15 protein-coding genes and 1 pseudogene are annotated in these 16,314 nt (G+C 66.1%); 11 read left to right on the top strand and 5 right to left on the bottom strand.

Annotated features, from left to right (window positions below):
• Nucleotides 1–17: 17 nt before the first annotated feature.
• Nucleotides 18–329: a hypothetical protein gene (locus CJ179_RS10630; RefSeq protein ID WP_095861686.1), complete on the bottom strand. Its 312-nt coding sequence runs from the start codon at nucleotides 327–329 to the stop codon at nucleotides 18–20.
• Between the two features lie 1,193 nt (nucleotides 330–1,522).
• Between CJ179_RS10630 and CJ179_RS10625 the strand changes: the two genes are divergently transcribed.
• The 9 genes and pseudogenes from CJ179_RS10625 (at nucleotide 1,523) to CJ179_RS10585 (ending at nucleotide 11,956) form a co-directional block, all read left to right on the top strand.
• Entirely contained in the window at nucleotides 1,523–3,670 is a 2,148-nt protein-coding gene (locus CJ179_RS10625; RefSeq protein WP_095861685.1) for a type IV secretory system conjugative DNA transfer family protein, read from the top strand.
• 32 nt (nucleotides 3,671–3,702) lie between these two features.
• Nucleotides 3,703–4,459, top strand: a pseudogene (locus tag CJ179_RS10620) (type IV secretory system conjugative DNA transfer family protein); the annotation flags it as partial.
• Nucleotides 4,460–4,515: 56 nt separating this feature from the next.
• Entirely contained in the window at nucleotides 4,516–4,863 is a 348-nt protein-coding gene (locus tag CJ179_RS10615) for a hypothetical protein (RefSeq protein ID WP_095861460.1), read from the top strand.
• 2 nt (nucleotides 4,864–4,865) lie between these two features.
• Complete coding sequence (locus tag CJ179_RS10610; RefSeq protein WP_095861459.1) at nucleotides 4,866–6,242, top strand: ParA family protein; 1,377 nt, start codon at nucleotides 4,866–4,868, stop codon at nucleotides 6,240–6,242.
• 114 nt (nucleotides 6,243–6,356) lie between these two features.
• On the top strand, nucleotides 6,357–7,586 hold the full coding sequence (locus tag CJ179_RS10605) for an insoluble domain protein (protein ID WP_095861458.1): 1,230 nt from the start codon (nucleotides 6,357–6,359) through the stop codon (nucleotides 7,584–7,586).
• 23 nt (nucleotides 7,587–7,609) lie between these two features.
• Nucleotides 7,610–8,323: a hypothetical protein gene (locus tag CJ179_RS10600; protein WP_257015412.1), complete on the top strand. Its 714-nt coding sequence runs from the start codon at nucleotides 7,610–7,612 to the stop codon at nucleotides 8,321–8,323.
• 163 nt (nucleotides 8,324–8,486) lie between these two features.
• Entirely contained in the window at nucleotides 8,487–9,287 is an 801-nt protein-coding gene (locus CJ179_RS10595) for an N-formylglutamate amidohydrolase (protein ID WP_095861456.1), read from the top strand.
• Nucleotides 9,288–9,318: 31 nt separating this feature from the next.
• Nucleotides 9,319–10,419 carry a hypothetical protein gene (locus CJ179_RS52660; RefSeq protein ID WP_257015410.1) on the top strand — a complete coding sequence of 367 codons (1,101 nt, stop codon included), beginning with the start codon at nucleotides 9,319–9,321 and terminating at the stop codon, nucleotides 10,417–10,419.
• A gap of 298 nt (nucleotides 10,420–10,717) precedes the next feature.
• Nucleotides 10,718–11,956 (top strand): HNH endonuclease, encoded by a 1,239-nt coding sequence (locus tag CJ179_RS10585; RefSeq protein ID WP_095861454.1) that lies wholly within the window; start codon nucleotides 10,718–10,720, stop codon nucleotides 11,954–11,956.
• A gap of 514 nt (nucleotides 11,957–12,470) precedes the next feature.
• On the opposite strand, the gene CJ179_RS10575 is transcribed toward CJ179_RS10585, so the two are convergent.
• Nucleotides 12,471–12,992: a hypothetical protein gene (locus CJ179_RS10575; RefSeq protein WP_143548888.1), complete on the bottom strand. Its 522-nt coding sequence runs from the start codon at nucleotides 12,990–12,992 to the stop codon at nucleotides 12,471–12,473.
• Nucleotides 12,993–13,186: 194 nt separating this feature from the next.
• Between CJ179_RS10575 and CJ179_RS50550 the strand changes: the two genes are divergently transcribed.
• Entirely contained in the window at nucleotides 13,187–13,444 is a 258-nt protein-coding gene (locus CJ179_RS50550; protein WP_143548887.1) for a hypothetical protein, read from the top strand.
• Between the two features lie 177 nt (nucleotides 13,445–13,621).
• Here CJ179_RS50550 and CJ179_RS52145 read toward each other — a convergent pair whose 3' ends face one another.
• Nucleotides 13,622–13,828, bottom strand: coding sequence for a hypothetical protein (locus CJ179_RS52145; protein WP_218834805.1), 207 nt, complete (start codon nucleotides 13,826–13,828; stop codon nucleotides 13,622–13,624).
• A 9-nt stretch (nucleotides 13,829–13,837) separates the two neighbouring features.
• Here CJ179_RS52145 and CJ179_RS10565 point away from each other — a divergent pair, with 9 nt between their 5' ends.
• Nucleotides 13,838–15,184: a PDZ domain-containing protein gene (locus tag CJ179_RS10565; RefSeq protein WP_179377559.1), complete on the top strand. Its 1,347-nt coding sequence runs from the start codon at nucleotides 13,838–13,840 to the stop codon at nucleotides 15,182–15,184.
• A 279-nt stretch (nucleotides 15,185–15,463) separates the two neighbouring features.
• Here the strand turns inward: CJ179_RS10565 and CJ179_RS50545 are convergent, their stop codons facing one another.
• Together CJ179_RS50545 and CJ179_RS10560 are read right to left on the bottom strand one after the other, a co-directional pair.
• A complete protein-coding gene (locus CJ179_RS50545) occupies nucleotides 15,464–15,916 on the bottom strand; it encodes a hypothetical protein (RefSeq protein WP_143548886.1) in 453 nt (150 codons plus the stop codon).
• On the bottom strand, nucleotides 15,913–16,314 hold a 402-nt coding region (locus CJ179_RS10560), incomplete at its 5' end, for a helix-turn-helix transcriptional regulator (RefSeq protein WP_143548885.1). The genes CJ179_RS50545 and CJ179_RS10560, both read right to left, overlap by 4 nt.

Below are 16,314 nucleotides of genomic sequence, written 5' to 3'. Positions count from 1 at the left end.
TGATCGGGCAGGGCAGGTCAGACCACTCGGATGCCGAACAGGCCGAGAATCCAGTTGCCGATTCCGGTCGCGGCGCTCTCACTGCTCGCGAGGGAAAAGAACGCGATACCGACGAGCGACAGACCGCCGACGGTGAAGACCTTCGACAGGTTGCCGCGCAGGCCGCCGAGGAGGACGACGCACGCGATCAGGGCGAGGATCGTGAAGATGATGTTGTCGCCGATCCACGCGCGCAGGCTGTCAGTGGTGACTTCGGTGTTCTGGGCGAGTACGTCGACGCTTCCGGGTGGGGTGGTCGCCAGTTCGATGACTGCGGACGTGAGGGACATGAGCACGAGCACTCTCCATCGCTGAGTTCGGTAGGTGCATCTGAATGTGGATGCGCACGACCGTAAGTCGATTTCGCTTTTCATCTCAACGGGGTGTCCGCGCCGGGATCGGGTCATTGGTGCAGGTGAACGGGGGCGGTGCGGCATCGGGAATGTCGTTTCCAGCGATGGGCGCGCAGCGGCGGCGCGGCGGCCCGCGCGACCTCGATGGGCAGCCGGCAATCCGGCTGCGCGTGAGGGGATTCCCCGCGGTGATTCGAACGATGGGGGCGGCGTGTGTCGCCCGCGGTGATCAGGATCCTACGGGGCGCAGGGGTTGGAGGCTCGCGTATAGGCGTGCGATGGAGCGTCGAGGCTATGGGTACACACACGGGCTCGACAAGCGCGAGGTCGGGCGGTGCGTGTACGTGGTGCAGACGGCGTCGGAGGCCTCGCCCGAGACGGGCTGTCGCGGCAGGTCCGCAGCGAGCGGCTCGAGCACCCAGTGCGCCGGTGCGTGGAGACAGCGCTCAGATACGCGATGAAAACGGCGCCGGATTTCGGCGGTGGATTCGAGCGCTCGAAAAAAGTGCCTCCCAGGCCCACCCCCTCCGGGGGCCACTCCCCCCCGGCGTTCCTTGGGGGGGAGTGTAATCCAGAATTGCGCTCAGCGCCAACGTTATTCGGAACGCCCATGTGGAACGCTATGCGCAGTGCTCGAACCAGTGCCGCGGCGAGCACTCACCGCCATGCATGTCCACGCCTTCCGCGGCGCTCACAACACCACTCGGTCGATCGGGCACACCCGCTCGCAGAGGCGCGTGGCGAAGCACTCGAAAAAGCACTGGAAAGAGCACTCGCACGAGCGCTGAATCCCGCGCCTCACACTGCCCCGTGGAGCACTCGGTGAAGCGCTCGAACGAGCGTGCCGAACAGTGGTCGACAGAGTGCCCCCGGCGCAGCGGTCGACACACCGATGCAACCACCGCTCACGCAGCAGTGATCGGAGCACCCGTCAAGGGCGCGAGTCGAACATGTTGAGGGTTCGGCAATCCGGCCTGGAGATCGTGCGCGAGAGCGGTGTTCGCCGCACCGCCGGGGTGCGCCGCTTGAGGGGGACACCCCGTTGAGGAAAATTGCGGGTTTCTGTCACTGTGCTCAAAGACGCCTCCCCGGACGGCGTTCAGGATCGAAACGATCGAAAGGCGCAGGCGGTGAGCGGAAATCACGACCCACTCAAGGACTGGTTGGTCGCGGCGTGGCGCGACCTCTTCGGCGATTCCGGCGGCGGTCGCGGCAACCAGGTCAGGGAGGACGGCCAGCCGACCCGCATCCGCCGTTTTTCCCCGCTCTCGCCGATCGCCGTCGCCGCCGCGGGTGTTGCTGTGTACTCCCCGCGCCTGATGTCGGCGGCCGCCGGCAACGAGACGGTCGTCGAGGTACTGACGAAGCTGCACGGCTACCGGGTGCTGCTCGTCGCCGCCGCTGTCCTGCTCGTCATCGTCGACGTCCTGCGCCACCGCACGCACAAGTGGTCGCAGATGCTCGAATCGGTGGTCCGGCAGGGCACCGGCCACCTGCCGAAGAAGATCGTCGTCTCGTTCCCGCCCGGGTGGCGTGTGATCCGACGCGCGACGATCACATTGCGCCGCGGCACCGTCATTCGGCCCAAGCAGTTCGAGGAGGTCTCCCGCGCGATCGCGGCCGCGTTCCCCGGCAGTGACAAGTGGGAGGTCAAGGTCCGCCACGAGGCCCACCACGACCGCATCATCATCGCCCGTAAGACCATCACCCCGGACACCCGCTCCGACCGCCAGAAGGTCCTCCAGGGCGCGCTCGACGACGCCTCGATCTTCAAGGACCCGAAGGTCACTGTAGAGACTGTCGACGAGGCCGGCGTCGAGACCGGCTACCGGATCGCGTTCGAGAAGTCGATGAACGCAGGCGCCAAAGGCTTCCAGCTCAAGGTCGAAGAAGCCCTCGCCTCCCTGGCGGGGCAGCACGAGTCCGGCCGCAACTGGACCACCGACTGGTACCCCGACAAGGGCTACCTGGTGATGCGTCTGGTCACCGCGATGCCCTCGCGTGTCGACCACCCGCTCGAATTGGTCGACGAGAACCTGCGGCACCTGCCGTATGCGACCGGTGCCGCGGACCGAATCATGTACTGGGACGTCTCAACGAGCTCGAACAAGCCGCATTGCCTGATCGTGGGCCCGACCGGGGGCGGCAAGACGTCGGTGATCCGTACCCTGCTGACCGAGGCCGCCCGCCGCGGAGTTCCGTTCGTCGGCGTCGATCCGAAGATGATCGAACTCGACGGCCTGGAGGGATACCCGGGCTGCGGCGCGATCATCTACGACGCACTGCGCGCAGCGATGTTCGTGCGCGCACTGCACACCGAGATGATGGCCCGCAACGCCTACATCCACCAGATGAAGATCGAGGGCTCGCAGCTGCCGCTGATGATCGCGGTCCTCGACGAGTTCTTCATCCTCTCCGGCAAGTGGCAGCGCCTGGCCAAGACCGGCGACGACGAGACCCGCGAACAGCTCAAAGAACTCGACCCGCTCGGGGCGTGGGCCGACCTCGCCGTCCTTGCCCGTTCGGCCGGTATCCGGCTGCTGCTCGGGGTGCAGCGCCCCGACGCCAGTCTGTTCGGTGGCGCCTCCGGCAACGCGCGCGACAACTTCGGTACCCGCATCAGCCTCGGCAACCTGTCGCAGGACGGCGCGCTGATGATGTGGGGCGACTCGACCGTGGGCCGCGAGGTCGACACCTCAGTCAAGGGACGCGGCATCGCCCTCGGCGACGACGGCAACCCCGTCGACGCGCAGATGTGGTGGACCCCCAACGTCGACCGCCACCGCAACAAGTGGAGCCAGCTCGCCGAGAGTGAGAAGGCGATCATCGACGGCCTCATGCCCGCCGAGGCCCCGCAGTTCACCTGCTACTCGCAGGAGCTGGCCTCGTTCATCGAATCCGAGCGCGCCCTGGCCAAGCGGGCACGCAGGCACGGCCGTGCTCCCGAGCCGATCGTCATCGGCGCGACCGCCGCCACCGACGACGGCCCGTCCGTCTCGTTGCCGACTGTGGACGCCGCGCCCACCGGCGACGACGACTTCTCGGACGTCATTCCGGCCTCCGCGGTCGAGGCCGGCCAGACCGTCCTCGTCGACGACGACAACGGCGAACTCGTCCCCGTCACGGTCGACTCGGTCGACGTCCGCCGCGGCGTCAAGGGCGATGTCGTCGAGACCGTCCTGACCGTCGGTACCGGACGTGTGAAGACCCGCATCACCTTCGACGCCACCGGCGTCGTCGTCCTCCCCGAACCCGACCTCGTAGGAGCGCCTGCATGACCGCCGCGTACCCGCCCGAGAGGACCGACATGCATCTGCCATACGCGACGGCCGCCAACGGCGAAACCTTGTCCTGGAATATCTCCTCCCACGCAGCCTGGCCGCACTGCCTGATCGTCGGCCCGACCGGGGGCGGCAAGACGTCGGTGATCCGTGTCCTGCTGACCGAGGCCGCCCGCCGCGGCATTCCCTTCGTCGGCATCGACCCGAAGGCGATCGAATTCGACGGCCTCGAAACCGAACCGAACTGCGTCACGATCATCGGCGATGCACTGCGCGCCGCCGAGCTGATCCGAGCACTGCACCGCGAGATGCACGCGCGGCTGGCATGGGTTCAGGAGAACCGGGCACAACCGACAGACCTTCAGCCGCTCATGGTCGCGGTCGACGAGTTCTTCATCCTTTCCGGTAAGTGGCAGCGCCTGGCCAAGACCGGTGACGACGAGACCCGGGCGCAGCTCAAAGAACTCGACCCGCTCGGTGCGTGGGCCGACCTCGCCGTTCTCGCCCGTTCAGCCGGTATCCGGCTGCTTCTCGGTGTGCAGCGCCCCGACGCCAGCCTGTTCGGTGGTGCGTCGGGTAACGCGCGCGACAACTTCGGTACTGATGTGGGGCGACTCGACCGTCGGCCGTGAGGTCGACACCTCAGTCAAGGGACGCGGCATCGCGCTCGGCGACGACGGTCGGCCCACCGCCATGCAGATCCGAACCCCTGAGCAAGCCCCGGCAGAAACAACCTTTACGCCGATGACCTGGTACTCGCGAGAACTCCCGAATTTCCTCGACAACGCCTCCCGGGGCGACTGACCTCAGCTCCACCAACACCACCACCGAAGGGAACACCCATGAGCCGCCGTATCTCCCAGTCGATCACCCCCACTACCGAGGACGTGGCCGCGCTGCGCGGACCGTTCGTCGCCAAGGGCGCGAACGACCCCGTCATCAAATCGCTGCGGGACTACTTCAAGAACTCGGTCCCCGCATGGCTGGCCAAGCTCAGCGAGGAGCAGGAGCTGACCCGCGACCGGCTCGCAGAGATCCGGGACGCCTCGGCCAAGCGCCGCGTCGTCATCGAACCGCTGCCCGAGGGAAGCGCCCGCGACAAGGCCCTCGCCGAGCTGGAAACGGCCGAGGCCGTCGTCGACGACATGGACACGGCACTGTCCGGCGCCAGTGCCTTCGGGGGCAGCTGACGATGACGCCGCCGACCGTTGATGTCGAGATCACCTCCACAACCACCGCCCGCGCCACCCTGGCGGACGCCGACGTGCCTCCGATGAATCTGGAGGCGAACGAGAGCAAAACCCTCTCCACTGTTGTGCACGAGTTCCTACACAACATGGCGCAGACCCACGGCGCTGACGTCGAGGTCGTCTACCGGACGGCAAAGGACACTCGGTTCCTGACCGTCGGCCCGGACGGGAACACCGAGGAACGCGCCCCGAGCATGCCCCTGCCAACCGTCACCGAGGCCGCACCCGAACCGGTGGTGGCGGAGGCCACCGCATTGCCGGGCGGGCCGGTGGTCGTGGCGACCGAACAGATCGCCTACGGGGTGGGCCCGCAACCCGCCGCTGCCACTACACCTTCCCCGGTGGGGCAGCGGTCGGCCGAGCCGGGCACAGGCCCGATCGAGGGCCTGCTGGACGAATTGCCGCAGCTGTCTGCGCCGCGCGCGAACCCCGCGGCGAGCGACCCTGCTCGGCTCGGGGTGCGGGGCCGACTCAACGCCATGCTCGGACTCGAGCTCGCACCGAAACCGGACTCCCTCGAGAGGCGACTGCGCGATTCGCAGACAACGATCACCCGCCCGCTCCCCGAGGACGCAGTGATCACCTTCGCCAACCTCAAGGGCGGCGTCGGCAAGACCCCGATGTCGATCAGCCTGGCCGAGACAATGGCCGAGCACCGAGGCCCCGCCACCGTCACGTGCATGGACCTCGGCGAAATCGGCGGCAGCTTCGCTGATCGCGTGGCCGTTCCTCCAGCCGCGGGCAAGGACATGGTCGGCCTGCTGGCCGGCATCGACCCGGCGGCCACCGACGTCCGGCCGTCCACGCTTGCCCGCTACCTGACGCGTCAGCCGTCCGGCTCCGACATCATCGCCGAGCGGGACGGGGCCGACTCGCCCCTGAGCTACGACGACGCCGCAGCGCTCGGGGCGATCCTCGGCCGGCACCGCGACGTCCTGGTCGCTGACACCGGAAATTCCAGCCATGCCGGGAGTTGGCGCTGGGCGATCACGGCCGCGCACGCGGTGATACTCCCGGTTCCGCTGCGCCGCGACGCCGCCGCGGCCGCCCAGCGCACCCTCGCCACGATCGCAGCAGTCCGGCCCGACGTTCTCGCCCGCACCGTCGTTGTCATCACCGCCGGCCCCGGGGACGTTCCGATGGTCGAGATCGAGGTTGTCAACGCGCTCCCCGCGCTGAGGGTGTGCCGGATGCCGTTCGAGCCGTTGTTCGCCTCCGGCGAGCGCATTGCACTGAGCCAGTTGCGGCGGGAGACGCAGGACGCGTTGACCGTGCTCGCGGCCACCGTTGTCGACCTGATGGCGGGCGCCGTGGGCTGATGCGCTGGCCCGGCCAGCCCGCTCGGGCGTGACCGTCCTACCTCCGATCCTTCCCATTCCATGAAGATCCGGCCCCTCCCACGAGGGGCGAACCCAGATGAAAGGCGATGCTCGATGAGCAACGACATCAACACCGGCAACCGCGCTGCCCGCCGCGCCCGGCACCGCCGCCGCAGCGCCACCCAGGCCGCCACCGCGCTCGCGGTGATCACCGCTGCCCTGGCCTCCGGAATCGCTCTGTCCCCGTCCGCATTCGCCGACCCGATCCAGGGCGGTGTCACGGGCGGCGAGACCCAGGAAGGTGTCACCGGCGCAGACACCCAGAGCGGAACCACCGCCCCGACACCGGCACCCGAGCCCGAGACCGCATTCGTGCCGCAGACCCCGGCGGAACCGGTGTACTGGGTCGATCCGCCCGCCGAATACCAGAACATCGAGTACCAGCCGCTCCCGAACTACGACTACAACACCAATGCCTATGTCGAGCCGGAGAACTACAACCTCGCGCCGGTGCAGCTCGACCAGCTGCACCTGCCGACCCCGGTGGAGCCGACGAAACCTTTCATCGCGCCCCGAGACACCCTTCGTCTGGGTGAGCTACACATCAAGCAGCCGAACTGGATCAGCGACGGTGACCGGGACCGCACCAACAACACCCTGTCCGTGGTCCAGGCCGGGGTCTCGACCGGTTGGCGGTCGATCGGCGTGGAAACGAACCGGGCCGACCGAATCGCCGCCGCACAGGTCGGCGCCGGCGCGCTGGGAGTGGTCACCGGTGCTGCTGCCGCCGGTGTTCCTGCCGCCATCGCCGGCGGGGCCGCTGTCGGCACCGTCGCAGGACTCGTGGGCGCTACCGCGGGCAACGCGTTCGTCCCCGGCATCGGCTGGGCACCGGTCGGGGCCATCGCGACCGGCGCCGGTGCTGCGGCCGGGGCCGCGGCATTCGGGCTTCCCGCGGCAGCGCTCGGCGGCGTCGTCGGCGGCGCGGTCGCGGTCGCGGCGGTGACCCCGATCGCTGCCGGCGACAAGGGTGAACCGCGCGAGATCGAGGTACCGGACATCGACTCCGAAGCTGTGACCGCCCAGACCGAGACCGTGCTCACCGACTGGGAGAACTCCGGCCCCGTGGGGCAGGCGGCCGCCGACGCCGTACAGGACACGGTCGAAGCTGCGCCCGCGATCGACCAGCAGGCCCGCGATTTCGTCGCTGCCCAGCCCGGCGGCGAGCAGATCATCGAGCAGGTCGATGGCGCCCTGAACTCGTTCTTCACCGACGCCACGCCCGGCCTGGCCGGAAACCTGTTGTCGGGCGCCATCGGCGGCGGCATTCCGGCCGCGAACTGACACCACGAAGGCGGGTGCACACCATGAAGAAGCCGACCCTCGGCCGATCGACGCCGCGGCATCCCGCCGTGATCGACCTTCTCGGCACCACACCCACCGCCGACCACCCGCCGGGCGCCCGCACCACGGCGCGCGGCGGCCCGGTCGCACCACCGCCCCCACCCCGGTCGCCTCTACCGTCCCCACGCGGCGGCCGCGGGCCGGGAACGAAGACGGTGGCCGCCGTCGCAGCGGTGGCCGCCGTCGCCGTGGCCGGCGGGGTAGCCGTCAGTCAGCTGCGCAGCGGAGACAGTGAAACCGCGTCTACCGCGGCCACAACCAGTGCCACCGCAGCGGCTGACGAGAACGGGTTGCCCATCCGGGGCCTGCCCGACCCCGAACAGGTCGAACAGACATCCGCGTCGGACGGGGAGTGCCGGGCCGACCGTGGTGACCAGAAGAGCGGCGCGGGTGTGATCGCAGCGTTCAACCACGCGTACTACAGCCTGCGCGACGGTGAATCCGCCCGAGCGCTCGCAACACCGAGCTCATCGGTGCTGCCAGGTCCCGAGCTGCAGAAGGTCATCGACGCGGTCCCGGTCGGCACCAACTATTGCCTGCGCGCCGTCGCACTGTCCGACGGGGTTTACCTCGTCGATCTGTCCGTGATGCAGCCCGCCCAGCCGGTAAAACGCGGCACCCAGACAGTGACCACCCAAAAGGTCGACGGGCGCTGGTACGTCGATGTCTTCACCTGAGTCCCCAGTCCGGCGGGAGTGCTTGCTGCCGCCAACGAACCCGACCGAACGGGGACGTAGTCCGGGCGGAGCGCTCGATCACTGGCCACGGTTCGCCAACCCACCAGAGACTCTCAGAACTGCCGCCAAGGTTGGCCGCCAGCCGATCTCACGAAAGGAACGCATGGACAGCTTCTCGATTTTGCGAGGTCACCCGTCATCGCCGGTGATCCTGCACGTACCGCACGCCTCCCGCACGATTCCCCCGCAAGTCCGCGCACAGCTGCTGATCGACGACGCGGCACTCGACGCTGAACTGGGCGAGGCCACCGATACCGACACCGACCTGATCGCCACACTCGGCGCCGACCACGCCCGCACCCATCCGTGGATCGTGAAGAACACCTTGTCCCGACTGGTCGTCGACCCCGAACGGTTCCCCGACGCAGCCGAACCGGCCACAGTCTTTGGCCGCGGTGCCGTCTACACCCGCGCATGCGATGGAAGGCGGCTTAGGAGCGAACCATTCACCGACACCGAGGCACTCCTCGACGAGTACTTCCGTCCGTACGCCCGCGCTGTCGCCGAACTCGTCACCGATCGCATCGCCGCATGCGGACGAGCGGTGATCATCGATGTGCACTCCTACCCCAAACGACCCTCCGGATTCGAGAACCCAGCAACGGCACGACCAGCCCTGTGCATCGGCACGGATCCCCTTCACACACCGGACTGGTTGACGAGCGCAACCCTCCGGGCCTTCCGGCCCCTCGGAGAGATCGCTGAAAACACCCCCTACACAGGGTGTTACGTGCCACTCGACCGTTACGGCCACGACGAACGCGTATCCGCCGTGATGATCGAGCTGCGCCGCGACACCTACCTGCCCGAGAACGGTTCCGTTGGAAACCACTCGGTCGCACAACTCGGCGAATACTTTGCCGCACTCATCGACACCGCAACCGAGGTCGGCGCCGATGTGTAAACCCAAGCCCGGACCACGCTGCACCCCGCACATGCGCAACCGCCTCACCCGCGCCGCTGCGCGGCTGACCGAAGCCCGCCGCGACCTCGACGCCCAACCCCACGCCGTCCACCTCCAACAACGGCTCACCAAGGCTGAATCCACCCACGCCGAAATCCAAGCCCTCTACGACGCCACACCCGGTGGCCAACAAGAACTGCGGTCGGCGATCGATAGCGAAGCCGGGCCCGCACGAAGCGACCTCGAGCGCCGCTTGACCGCAGGTGACAGACTGCGTGCGAACCAAATCGAAGCACTGAGCCGCGCCCGAAACACTGGGGACAATGTTCGAACCGAAGGAGCTGACAGCAATGAATCACGAGCTGATGACGCAGGAGCGCAGGGAGGCGTTCTGGCGGAAGTACCGGTGGACGCCCGATCTGCCGCCGGAGCAGCGCAAGGCGATCGAGCAGGTCTGGACGGACGAGAAGATCGAGGAAGCCGAAACCCTCGGCTTCTGATTGGTGGCCGCCGCGTCGACCCGCTCGCGGCATACAGCCGGCCCGACACCGAGCGAGCCGACTTCGCCGCGCGTGGGCTATCGAGCCCGACGCTGTACGAGCTGCCGTCGTCGGATGCGGATCTGTACCGCACGCAAATGCTGGAACTGACGAGCAACAACCGCTACGCATCCTCGGTCTACGTCTATGACGAGAGTGAATACGCCGAAATGCGGATGCTGGTCACCGAGGATGGAAAAGCTGGCGTCGCTCTGAAGGACGATGAAGTCGTCTCGGTGTTCTCCCACAACGACGGCGCGCATCCCAACGCCGCTTCCTCGATGCTGCGTCAGGCCACCGTCCTCGGAGGACGACGCCTCGACTGCTTCGACACGGTTCTGCCGAACATCTATGCCGACGCAGGATTCGTTCCCGTCGCCCGACTGGCATGGAACGACGACTACGCGCCCCACGGCTGGGACTACGACACCTACCGCCGCTACAACAACGGACGGCCCGACGTCGTGTTCATGGCCCACGATCCAGCAGCGGTCGGCTTTCTGTATGACCGAGCGGCAGGTGAGTACGTCAGCGACTACGACGATGGTATCGCTGCGGCGAAGGCCTACCGAACGACAACGGCGGGGATGTAGCGGCTGGCGTGGCTTCCTCGGTGAGATACCTCCCGCGGATGGGGCAGGACGGGATCGGCACCTCACGACCATGCGCCTGGGCGACACATTTTCGTTCTGCGGCGGTCGCAGCAGCCGCCCCCTGAGGTGCTCGCCGCGGTCACATTGAGCATTGGCGCCGGATCTTCCCGCCGACGGCGCGCACGGCTGCGATGAGAATCTGTATTGCCCACGCAATCCGGAATCTTCGGTGCGTGTTTTGACCGGTGCCGCGGGGCCGAGCCACCTCTATGCCGTCCCACCCCGCTATTGTTTCGCGGTGACCCTCGCTGACATCACCCGTGAATCGGTGCTCAACGCCATCACGGAGTGCGATGAACTCGGGCAGGACCAGTTTCTTGCCAAGTACGGCTTCGCACCAGCCCGGTTCTACCGGGTCCTATACGACGGACGCGAGTACGACTCGAAAGCGATCGCAGGCGTCGCCCACGCCTACGCCGTCGGCCGCGTGTTGACCGCAGCGGAATTCTCCGGCGGACAGAACACAGTGGTCAGAGCGCTCGAATCCCTTGGATTCACCCTCACGAAGGCACCGCAGGGTGCACCCGCGCAGCGCCGCGCCTGGCTGGTGATGACCAAAACCGAGTACCGCCGACTTGGCGGCGGGGAGAAGTACGACGACGACGCCGCCAGCCACTACAGCTGGGACAGCAATGTGGCGAACTCACGCCAAGTCTCGCCCGGAGACGCCATCGTCGTCTGGGACCAGAACGACCTCATCGGCGCCTCGGTGATCGAAATGATCGCCGAGGGTGAGAAGACCAAGGCAATCGGTCGATGCAGAGAGTGCGGAACCACGAACTACCTGGAACGTAAGAGACTGCAGCCGCGGTACCGCTGCTATGACTGTGGAACCGAGTTCGACGAGCCGACATTCACCGAGTCAAACGTCAAGACATTTCGGACGACGCACGACCAGGGATGGGTCGACCTCGCCGGCGTACTCGACGCCCCACAACTGCGTGCACTGTGCGTGAAGAACTACTCGCAGAACAGTATCCGCGAACTCCGCTGGGATGACTTCCGGGCAGCGGTCGAGGCGGCCGCACCGGGACAGCCGCTCACGATCGTCGAAGCCACCAGCAGACAGCTCTCGGGCGGAGGTCACTCAACCCGCCCTGTCCGAGTTCGGCTCGGGCAACCCGCCTTTCGCGCGGAACTCATCCGGCGTTACGGATTGAATTGTGCCTTCACCGGACCATCACCAGCGGAGACGTTGGAAGCTTGCCACTTGTACAGCTATGCGGACGTCGGAGTCCATGACAGCGAAGGCGGACTCCTGCTCCGCCGCGATCTCCACCGGCTCTTCGACCACGGTCTCATCGCGATCGACAGTGCCGGCACCATCGACATCACGGACGAGATCCGGAAGTATCCGTCGTACGGTGATATTCACGGAAACATGGTGGGGATCACGCTCAGCAAGAAGCAGAAGGCCTGGGTCCAGCTGCACTGGGACGAATGGCGATCCCAGCCCTCAGGACTGCGCGCTATCTGATCAGATCCGGGTGCACGTAGGTGACCTTGCCGCCACTGTCTGCAGCGGGCGGTCTTCGTGAACGAGCTGGCGACCAGGCGACCCGTACCGGGGCTGATCCCGATCACCGCTGAATGCCCTTCTGAGGGCGGTGGGCCCGGATCGGGACTGGTTCGATGAACCGGAGCTGCTCGCCGCTGGGTGGCCTGCCTGGGACCTGGAAACGACGCTGCGTGGCCTGCGGGGGTTGGGCTGGACGAAGCGACGAAGTTGATCGCCCGCAAACGTCCCCGGCTGTATCCGAGGTGGGGTGCGTCCAGCAGGACCCGAGAGGAGCGGCTGTGAGTTCGAGGTCGTCGATCGTGTCGTGTTCGTAAGTTCGTTGTCGCGTGCCGGTGGAAGTCCGGTCCGGGTAGCTGACAGGAGGCCCGGTAGCAGACTGGAGGTTCGGTCCGGTTGCTGTCGATTCGGGAGGAGGAGGACGGCCTCCCGGAGGAGATCTCCGTACTCAGCGTCTTCGATGTGATTCCCCAGTTCAGGGCAGCAACGTCACCCCGAAGAGCAGATCGAGCCACACGGCGATCGCGACCAGGCCGCCGAACGCGATCGCGACGATAAAGAATGGCGTCGTCGCGCGATCAGTCCAGTCGATCGGCACATCGTCGACCGCGGACTGTGAAGGCTCGACGTCTGTTCCGAGTATGGCTCCGGAGGCAACGATCTCGGCGACGATGCACCCAACAACGAGGAGAACGGTGCCGACGAGGGTCATCCACAGTCCCCACCCGATCGAGACAATTCCGTTCTGTTGATCTTCGGCGGGAATGAGACTGGATGCTTTGATCAGGGCAACCACGGCGGTGAGGAGGCAAACGATGCCAATCACGGCGGCCGCGACCAGCGGCCAGCGACTCGGGGTGGCAGCCTTGATCAGCAACACCACAGCAGCGATTCCACCCAAAGCCAACGTGTACTTCCCGACAGACTGCGTCCCTGGCACAGAGAAGAAGGCTGCTGCGGTGAACCACGGCGCGACACTCCCGACGATGACCACCACGCTCGCGAGCCACGCAACGATGTACCCCGCAAGGTTCACCGACCCCAACGCCGAACTTCTCGCGTGCACGACCATCGCACTGTCCCCTTTCCCGTGACCATCGACACGACAGTCAAGCCGGCGGCTCGACCTCCTTGTCCCGCAGGAGCATATGCGAGGCATACCCGCGCGAGATCGAACGCCAACGAAGTGGAGTGAAGGCACAGCCTTCATTAGGTGGTGGCCGCAACGGTTTGTCGGGGCAGAACGAGCCACCTGCCGCCGGCGGGCATGCCCGACATCTCCCGCCCGACGCTGTTGAAACTGATCCGGCCGGCGAGCTTCGAGCACACAAGATCGGCACCTGCACCCGGCGGAAGAGCGGCGACGTGATCGACTACCGGGAAAAGTTGCAGGTACGGCAGCGGGCGGCCTTCGACGATCGTCGCGGCTTCGAGGCGCCGAGCAGATGACCTTCCGACCACCGCAGTCGCGCCATCACAGACCCCGGCCGGACGTCCTCTATTCGAGGACACCGGGGGATTGGTTGTGCCTGCTCACGTTCCGGCCGGGTTCCGCCGCGGTCCGCCTGCCCTGGACCGCGGGTATCCCCGCCGAGCCGGTCCATCGCCTCCGCAGGAACACCCGCACTACTCCGACGTCCCGGTCGGTGGGGTCCGCGACCGCATCACCCGGGTGGCCCCCCGCGGCGGCATCGCGGGATGCCGGATCGATCCGACCTCGCGTCCACCGACGACTACGACCCCTACCTGCGCGCCGTCGCGGCCCGGCGCCGTCGCGTATGTGGTGAGCAACGACGCAAAGCGCCGTTTCCGCCCCCTGCGCTGCGCGAACATGGGCCGACGGTGGATGATGCGGTGGTGAAATTGTGGGTACTCGCAACCATCGTGGGCCTCGCGCTGTCCATGACAGCCTGCTCGGTCTCGGCGTCCGACGGCTCGGCCACGACGGCACAACCGTCCGTGCTGTCGTCACCTGCGTCCGAGCCGGACTATTCGTCGGTCCTCCACCCGAACTACCGGGTCGTGACGACGAGCGCTCTCGACTTGGGCGGTGGCCCCACACCTGATCGGATTATCGTCTCTGCTGGTCCAGGCCTTGATGCCGGCAGGCCCGTCGATGGTGGGACGCAGGACGTTCAGATCCTGTCCTACGATGCGATCGCTGAACGGTGGAACGTCACGTTCGATGCTGCGAACACGATGACTGCGGCCGGATCCCTTGACGCCGTGCCGCTGCTTCCTCAAACCAATCGTGTGACTTCGGTGACCGTTAAGGGGTTTCGTGCCGATCAAGACAAACCGGCGTACCTGCTGATCACCGGTGTCGACACCACCGCGAATCATCCGCTGACCCTGACCGGGATCGTCTCTCTCAGCGACGGCGCAGCGCAACTGGCCTACCGCAGCAACCAAGACATGAACGCAACTGTGCAGGTGGACGGCGCGGATGCCGGTCCCCAGACACTCACCGTTACCAGCGACTACTTTCCGCCCTGGGCTCCGGCGTGCTGTCCGCTGCGGAAGTACACCCGAACCATCGGAGTACGAGGCGACGCGGGTCTCATCATCGATCTCAGTGATGATCGACCATGGCTCGGAGTGTGGCTGGGCCAACCTTCTGAGGGAGATGGGCCCACCGGCAGTGGAGTCGTGGTGAGCACGATCCCCGGATCACCCGCGTCCGCCGTGCTACAGCCGGGCGATTTGATTCTCGGGGTGAAGGGCGCCGCCGTGCCTGTCGGCAAACCCATCTACGCGTTCGACGGAGTCGGATCTCACCACCCTGGGGACTCCGTCACGCTCCGCATCAGCAGAAGCGGCCAGGACAGCGCCGTCGAGGTGACCTTGGGTTCGTTGGCCGACCCGCACGCTGCACAACCGTCCGCACCGATCGAAGGCTTTATCGGGATACAGGTCCAGCCAGCGGCGGGGAGCACGCCGGGCCTCGAGGTCGCCGACGTCTCGGCCGGAGGACCTGCTGCACGGGCGGGGTTGCGCGAGGGGCAGATTGTGACCGCTGCCGACGATGTGCCGGTACGCACCGTCACCGGCCTGCTCGTCGCGCTTACGAACAAGGCGGGTCATTCACTCACCTTGACCGTGGTCAGCCCCTCCACACATGGGTCGTCCTCCCTCACGGTTTTTCCGCAGTCTGCCCCGTCGGGACGCCTCGCGAGTCAAACCATCTGACGAATTCGGACCGAGCGTGCTGGCATCTCGGACGCAACCTTCGATTGGACACCCCCACAGAGCTGGAACTCCCTCGACGTCACCGCATGTTTGCGTTGTTGATGTGCGAGGTGTCTGTCGTTCAAACCAACCGGTAGGCGCTCCCAGCCGATGCCCTTTCAGTCATCGGCCCGAGAGGGTCCGGGCCGCGAGATGAAGACTTAAGGCTTCATTCGCCTCGCATGTTAGATGCCTGCTATTGGGATCGCGGAACGGTGGAGCGGCCAGCGCAAAACGTTTTCAATCACCTTTTGTCGCGGTCGTTGAATTGCTGGTGTCGAATAGCCGTGCCCGGAATTTCACAACTGATTCGGGCTGGCCGTCGAAGCCGAGCTCGACAATGTAACGACCTTCTTGGGGGATTGGCACTGAAGCCAGATCGATGCCTACTGGGATCAACACGCCGAATGTGTCTTCACCTACATGTGTCGGGTTCAGCTCGGCATCGAATGTACCAGTGACAGATAGAATGGGGTCCGTCTCATCGTTATACGCGCGAACCGCGATGTCGAGAGTGGCCTGCCGTCCAAGCTCGGCGGACTCTGGCTCCACAAATAGGATGAGCTTAAGCCCCAGTTCGGCAGGGTAGGAAGCGCGCTCGATCCAGCTAATGCCAGCATCGAGCAGATTCGCAATGCCTGAACCTGTCGGTATTGTTGCTTGACCTGTAAGGATCGCTGAAACGATCTTCATCGAGGAGCCAGTTCCCAGCTGTGGCGCGATGTCTTGATGGGGATTCTGACATCGGCAATATCGGTAATACCGGCAACGACATGAACCTCTTTCGCGAGATCAGCAATCGATGTCAGCACGTGCTCACTGATCACCATGAAGGAGGAAGGTCCGAATCCAATCGGCCCGGTATCTCGGTGCAGTCTGGCCGCAAACTCCTCGACAAGCCGATCATCCTCCGATACGACGACGCGATCGATTTGGTAGCGAATCATGACACCGACTGCCTTGGCGTACCGGTTGATCGTGGCCATTGTCGGATTCGTTTCGCCCGATTCGAATCTGGTGACAATGCTCCGGTCGACACCCATTTTCCGGGCCAGGTCTGCCGACGTCATCCCGCATGCCAAGCGCGCCTC

Source organism: Rhodococcus sp. ACS1, from assembly GCF_002300155.1.
In the GTDB taxonomy this organism is placed as follows: Bacteria; Actinomycetota; Actinomycetes; order Mycobacteriales; family Mycobacteriaceae; genus Rhodococcus_F; species Rhodococcus_F koreensis.
The sequence above is the reverse complement of the archived record's forward strand: the minus strand, read 5'-3'. Positions and strand labels throughout refer to the sequence as shown.

Bases quoted from the DNA above. Each gene is read 5' to 3' on its own strand.
- CJ179_RS10630 (WP_095861686.1), bottom strand. From the start codon at position 329: ATGTCCCTCACGTCCGCAGTCATCGAACTGGCGACCACCCCACCCGGA.
- CJ179_RS10615 (WP_095861460.1), top strand. From the start codon at position 4,516: ATGAGCCGCCGTATCTCCCAGTCGATCACCCCCACTACCGAGGACGTG.
- CJ179_RS10610 (WP_095861459.1), top strand. From the start codon at position 4,866: ATGACGCCGCCGACCGTTGATGTCGAGATCACCTCCACAACCACCGCC.
- CJ179_RS10605 (WP_095861458.1), top strand. From the start codon at position 6,357: ATGAGCAACGACATCAACACCGGCAACCGCGCTGCCCGCCGCGCCCGG.
- CJ179_RS10600 (WP_257015412.1), top strand. From the start codon at position 7,610: ATGAAGAAGCCGACCCTCGGCCGATCGACGCCGCGGCATCCCGCCGTG.
- CJ179_RS10595 (WP_095861456.1), top strand. From the start codon at position 8,487: ATGGACAGCTTCTCGATTTTGCGAGGTCACCCGTCATCGCCGGTGATC.
- CJ179_RS52660 (WP_257015410.1), top strand. From the start codon at position 9,319: ATGCGCAACCGCCTCACCCGCGCCGCTGCGCGGCTGACCGAAGCCCGC.
- CJ179_RS52145 (WP_218834805.1), bottom strand. From the start codon at position 13,828: ATGTTCGCGCAGCGCAGGGGGCGGAAACGGCGCTTTGCGTCGTTGCTC.
- CJ179_RS50545 (WP_143548886.1), bottom strand. From the start codon at position 15,916: ATGAAGATCGTTTCAGCGATCCTTACAGGTCAAGCAACAATACCGACA.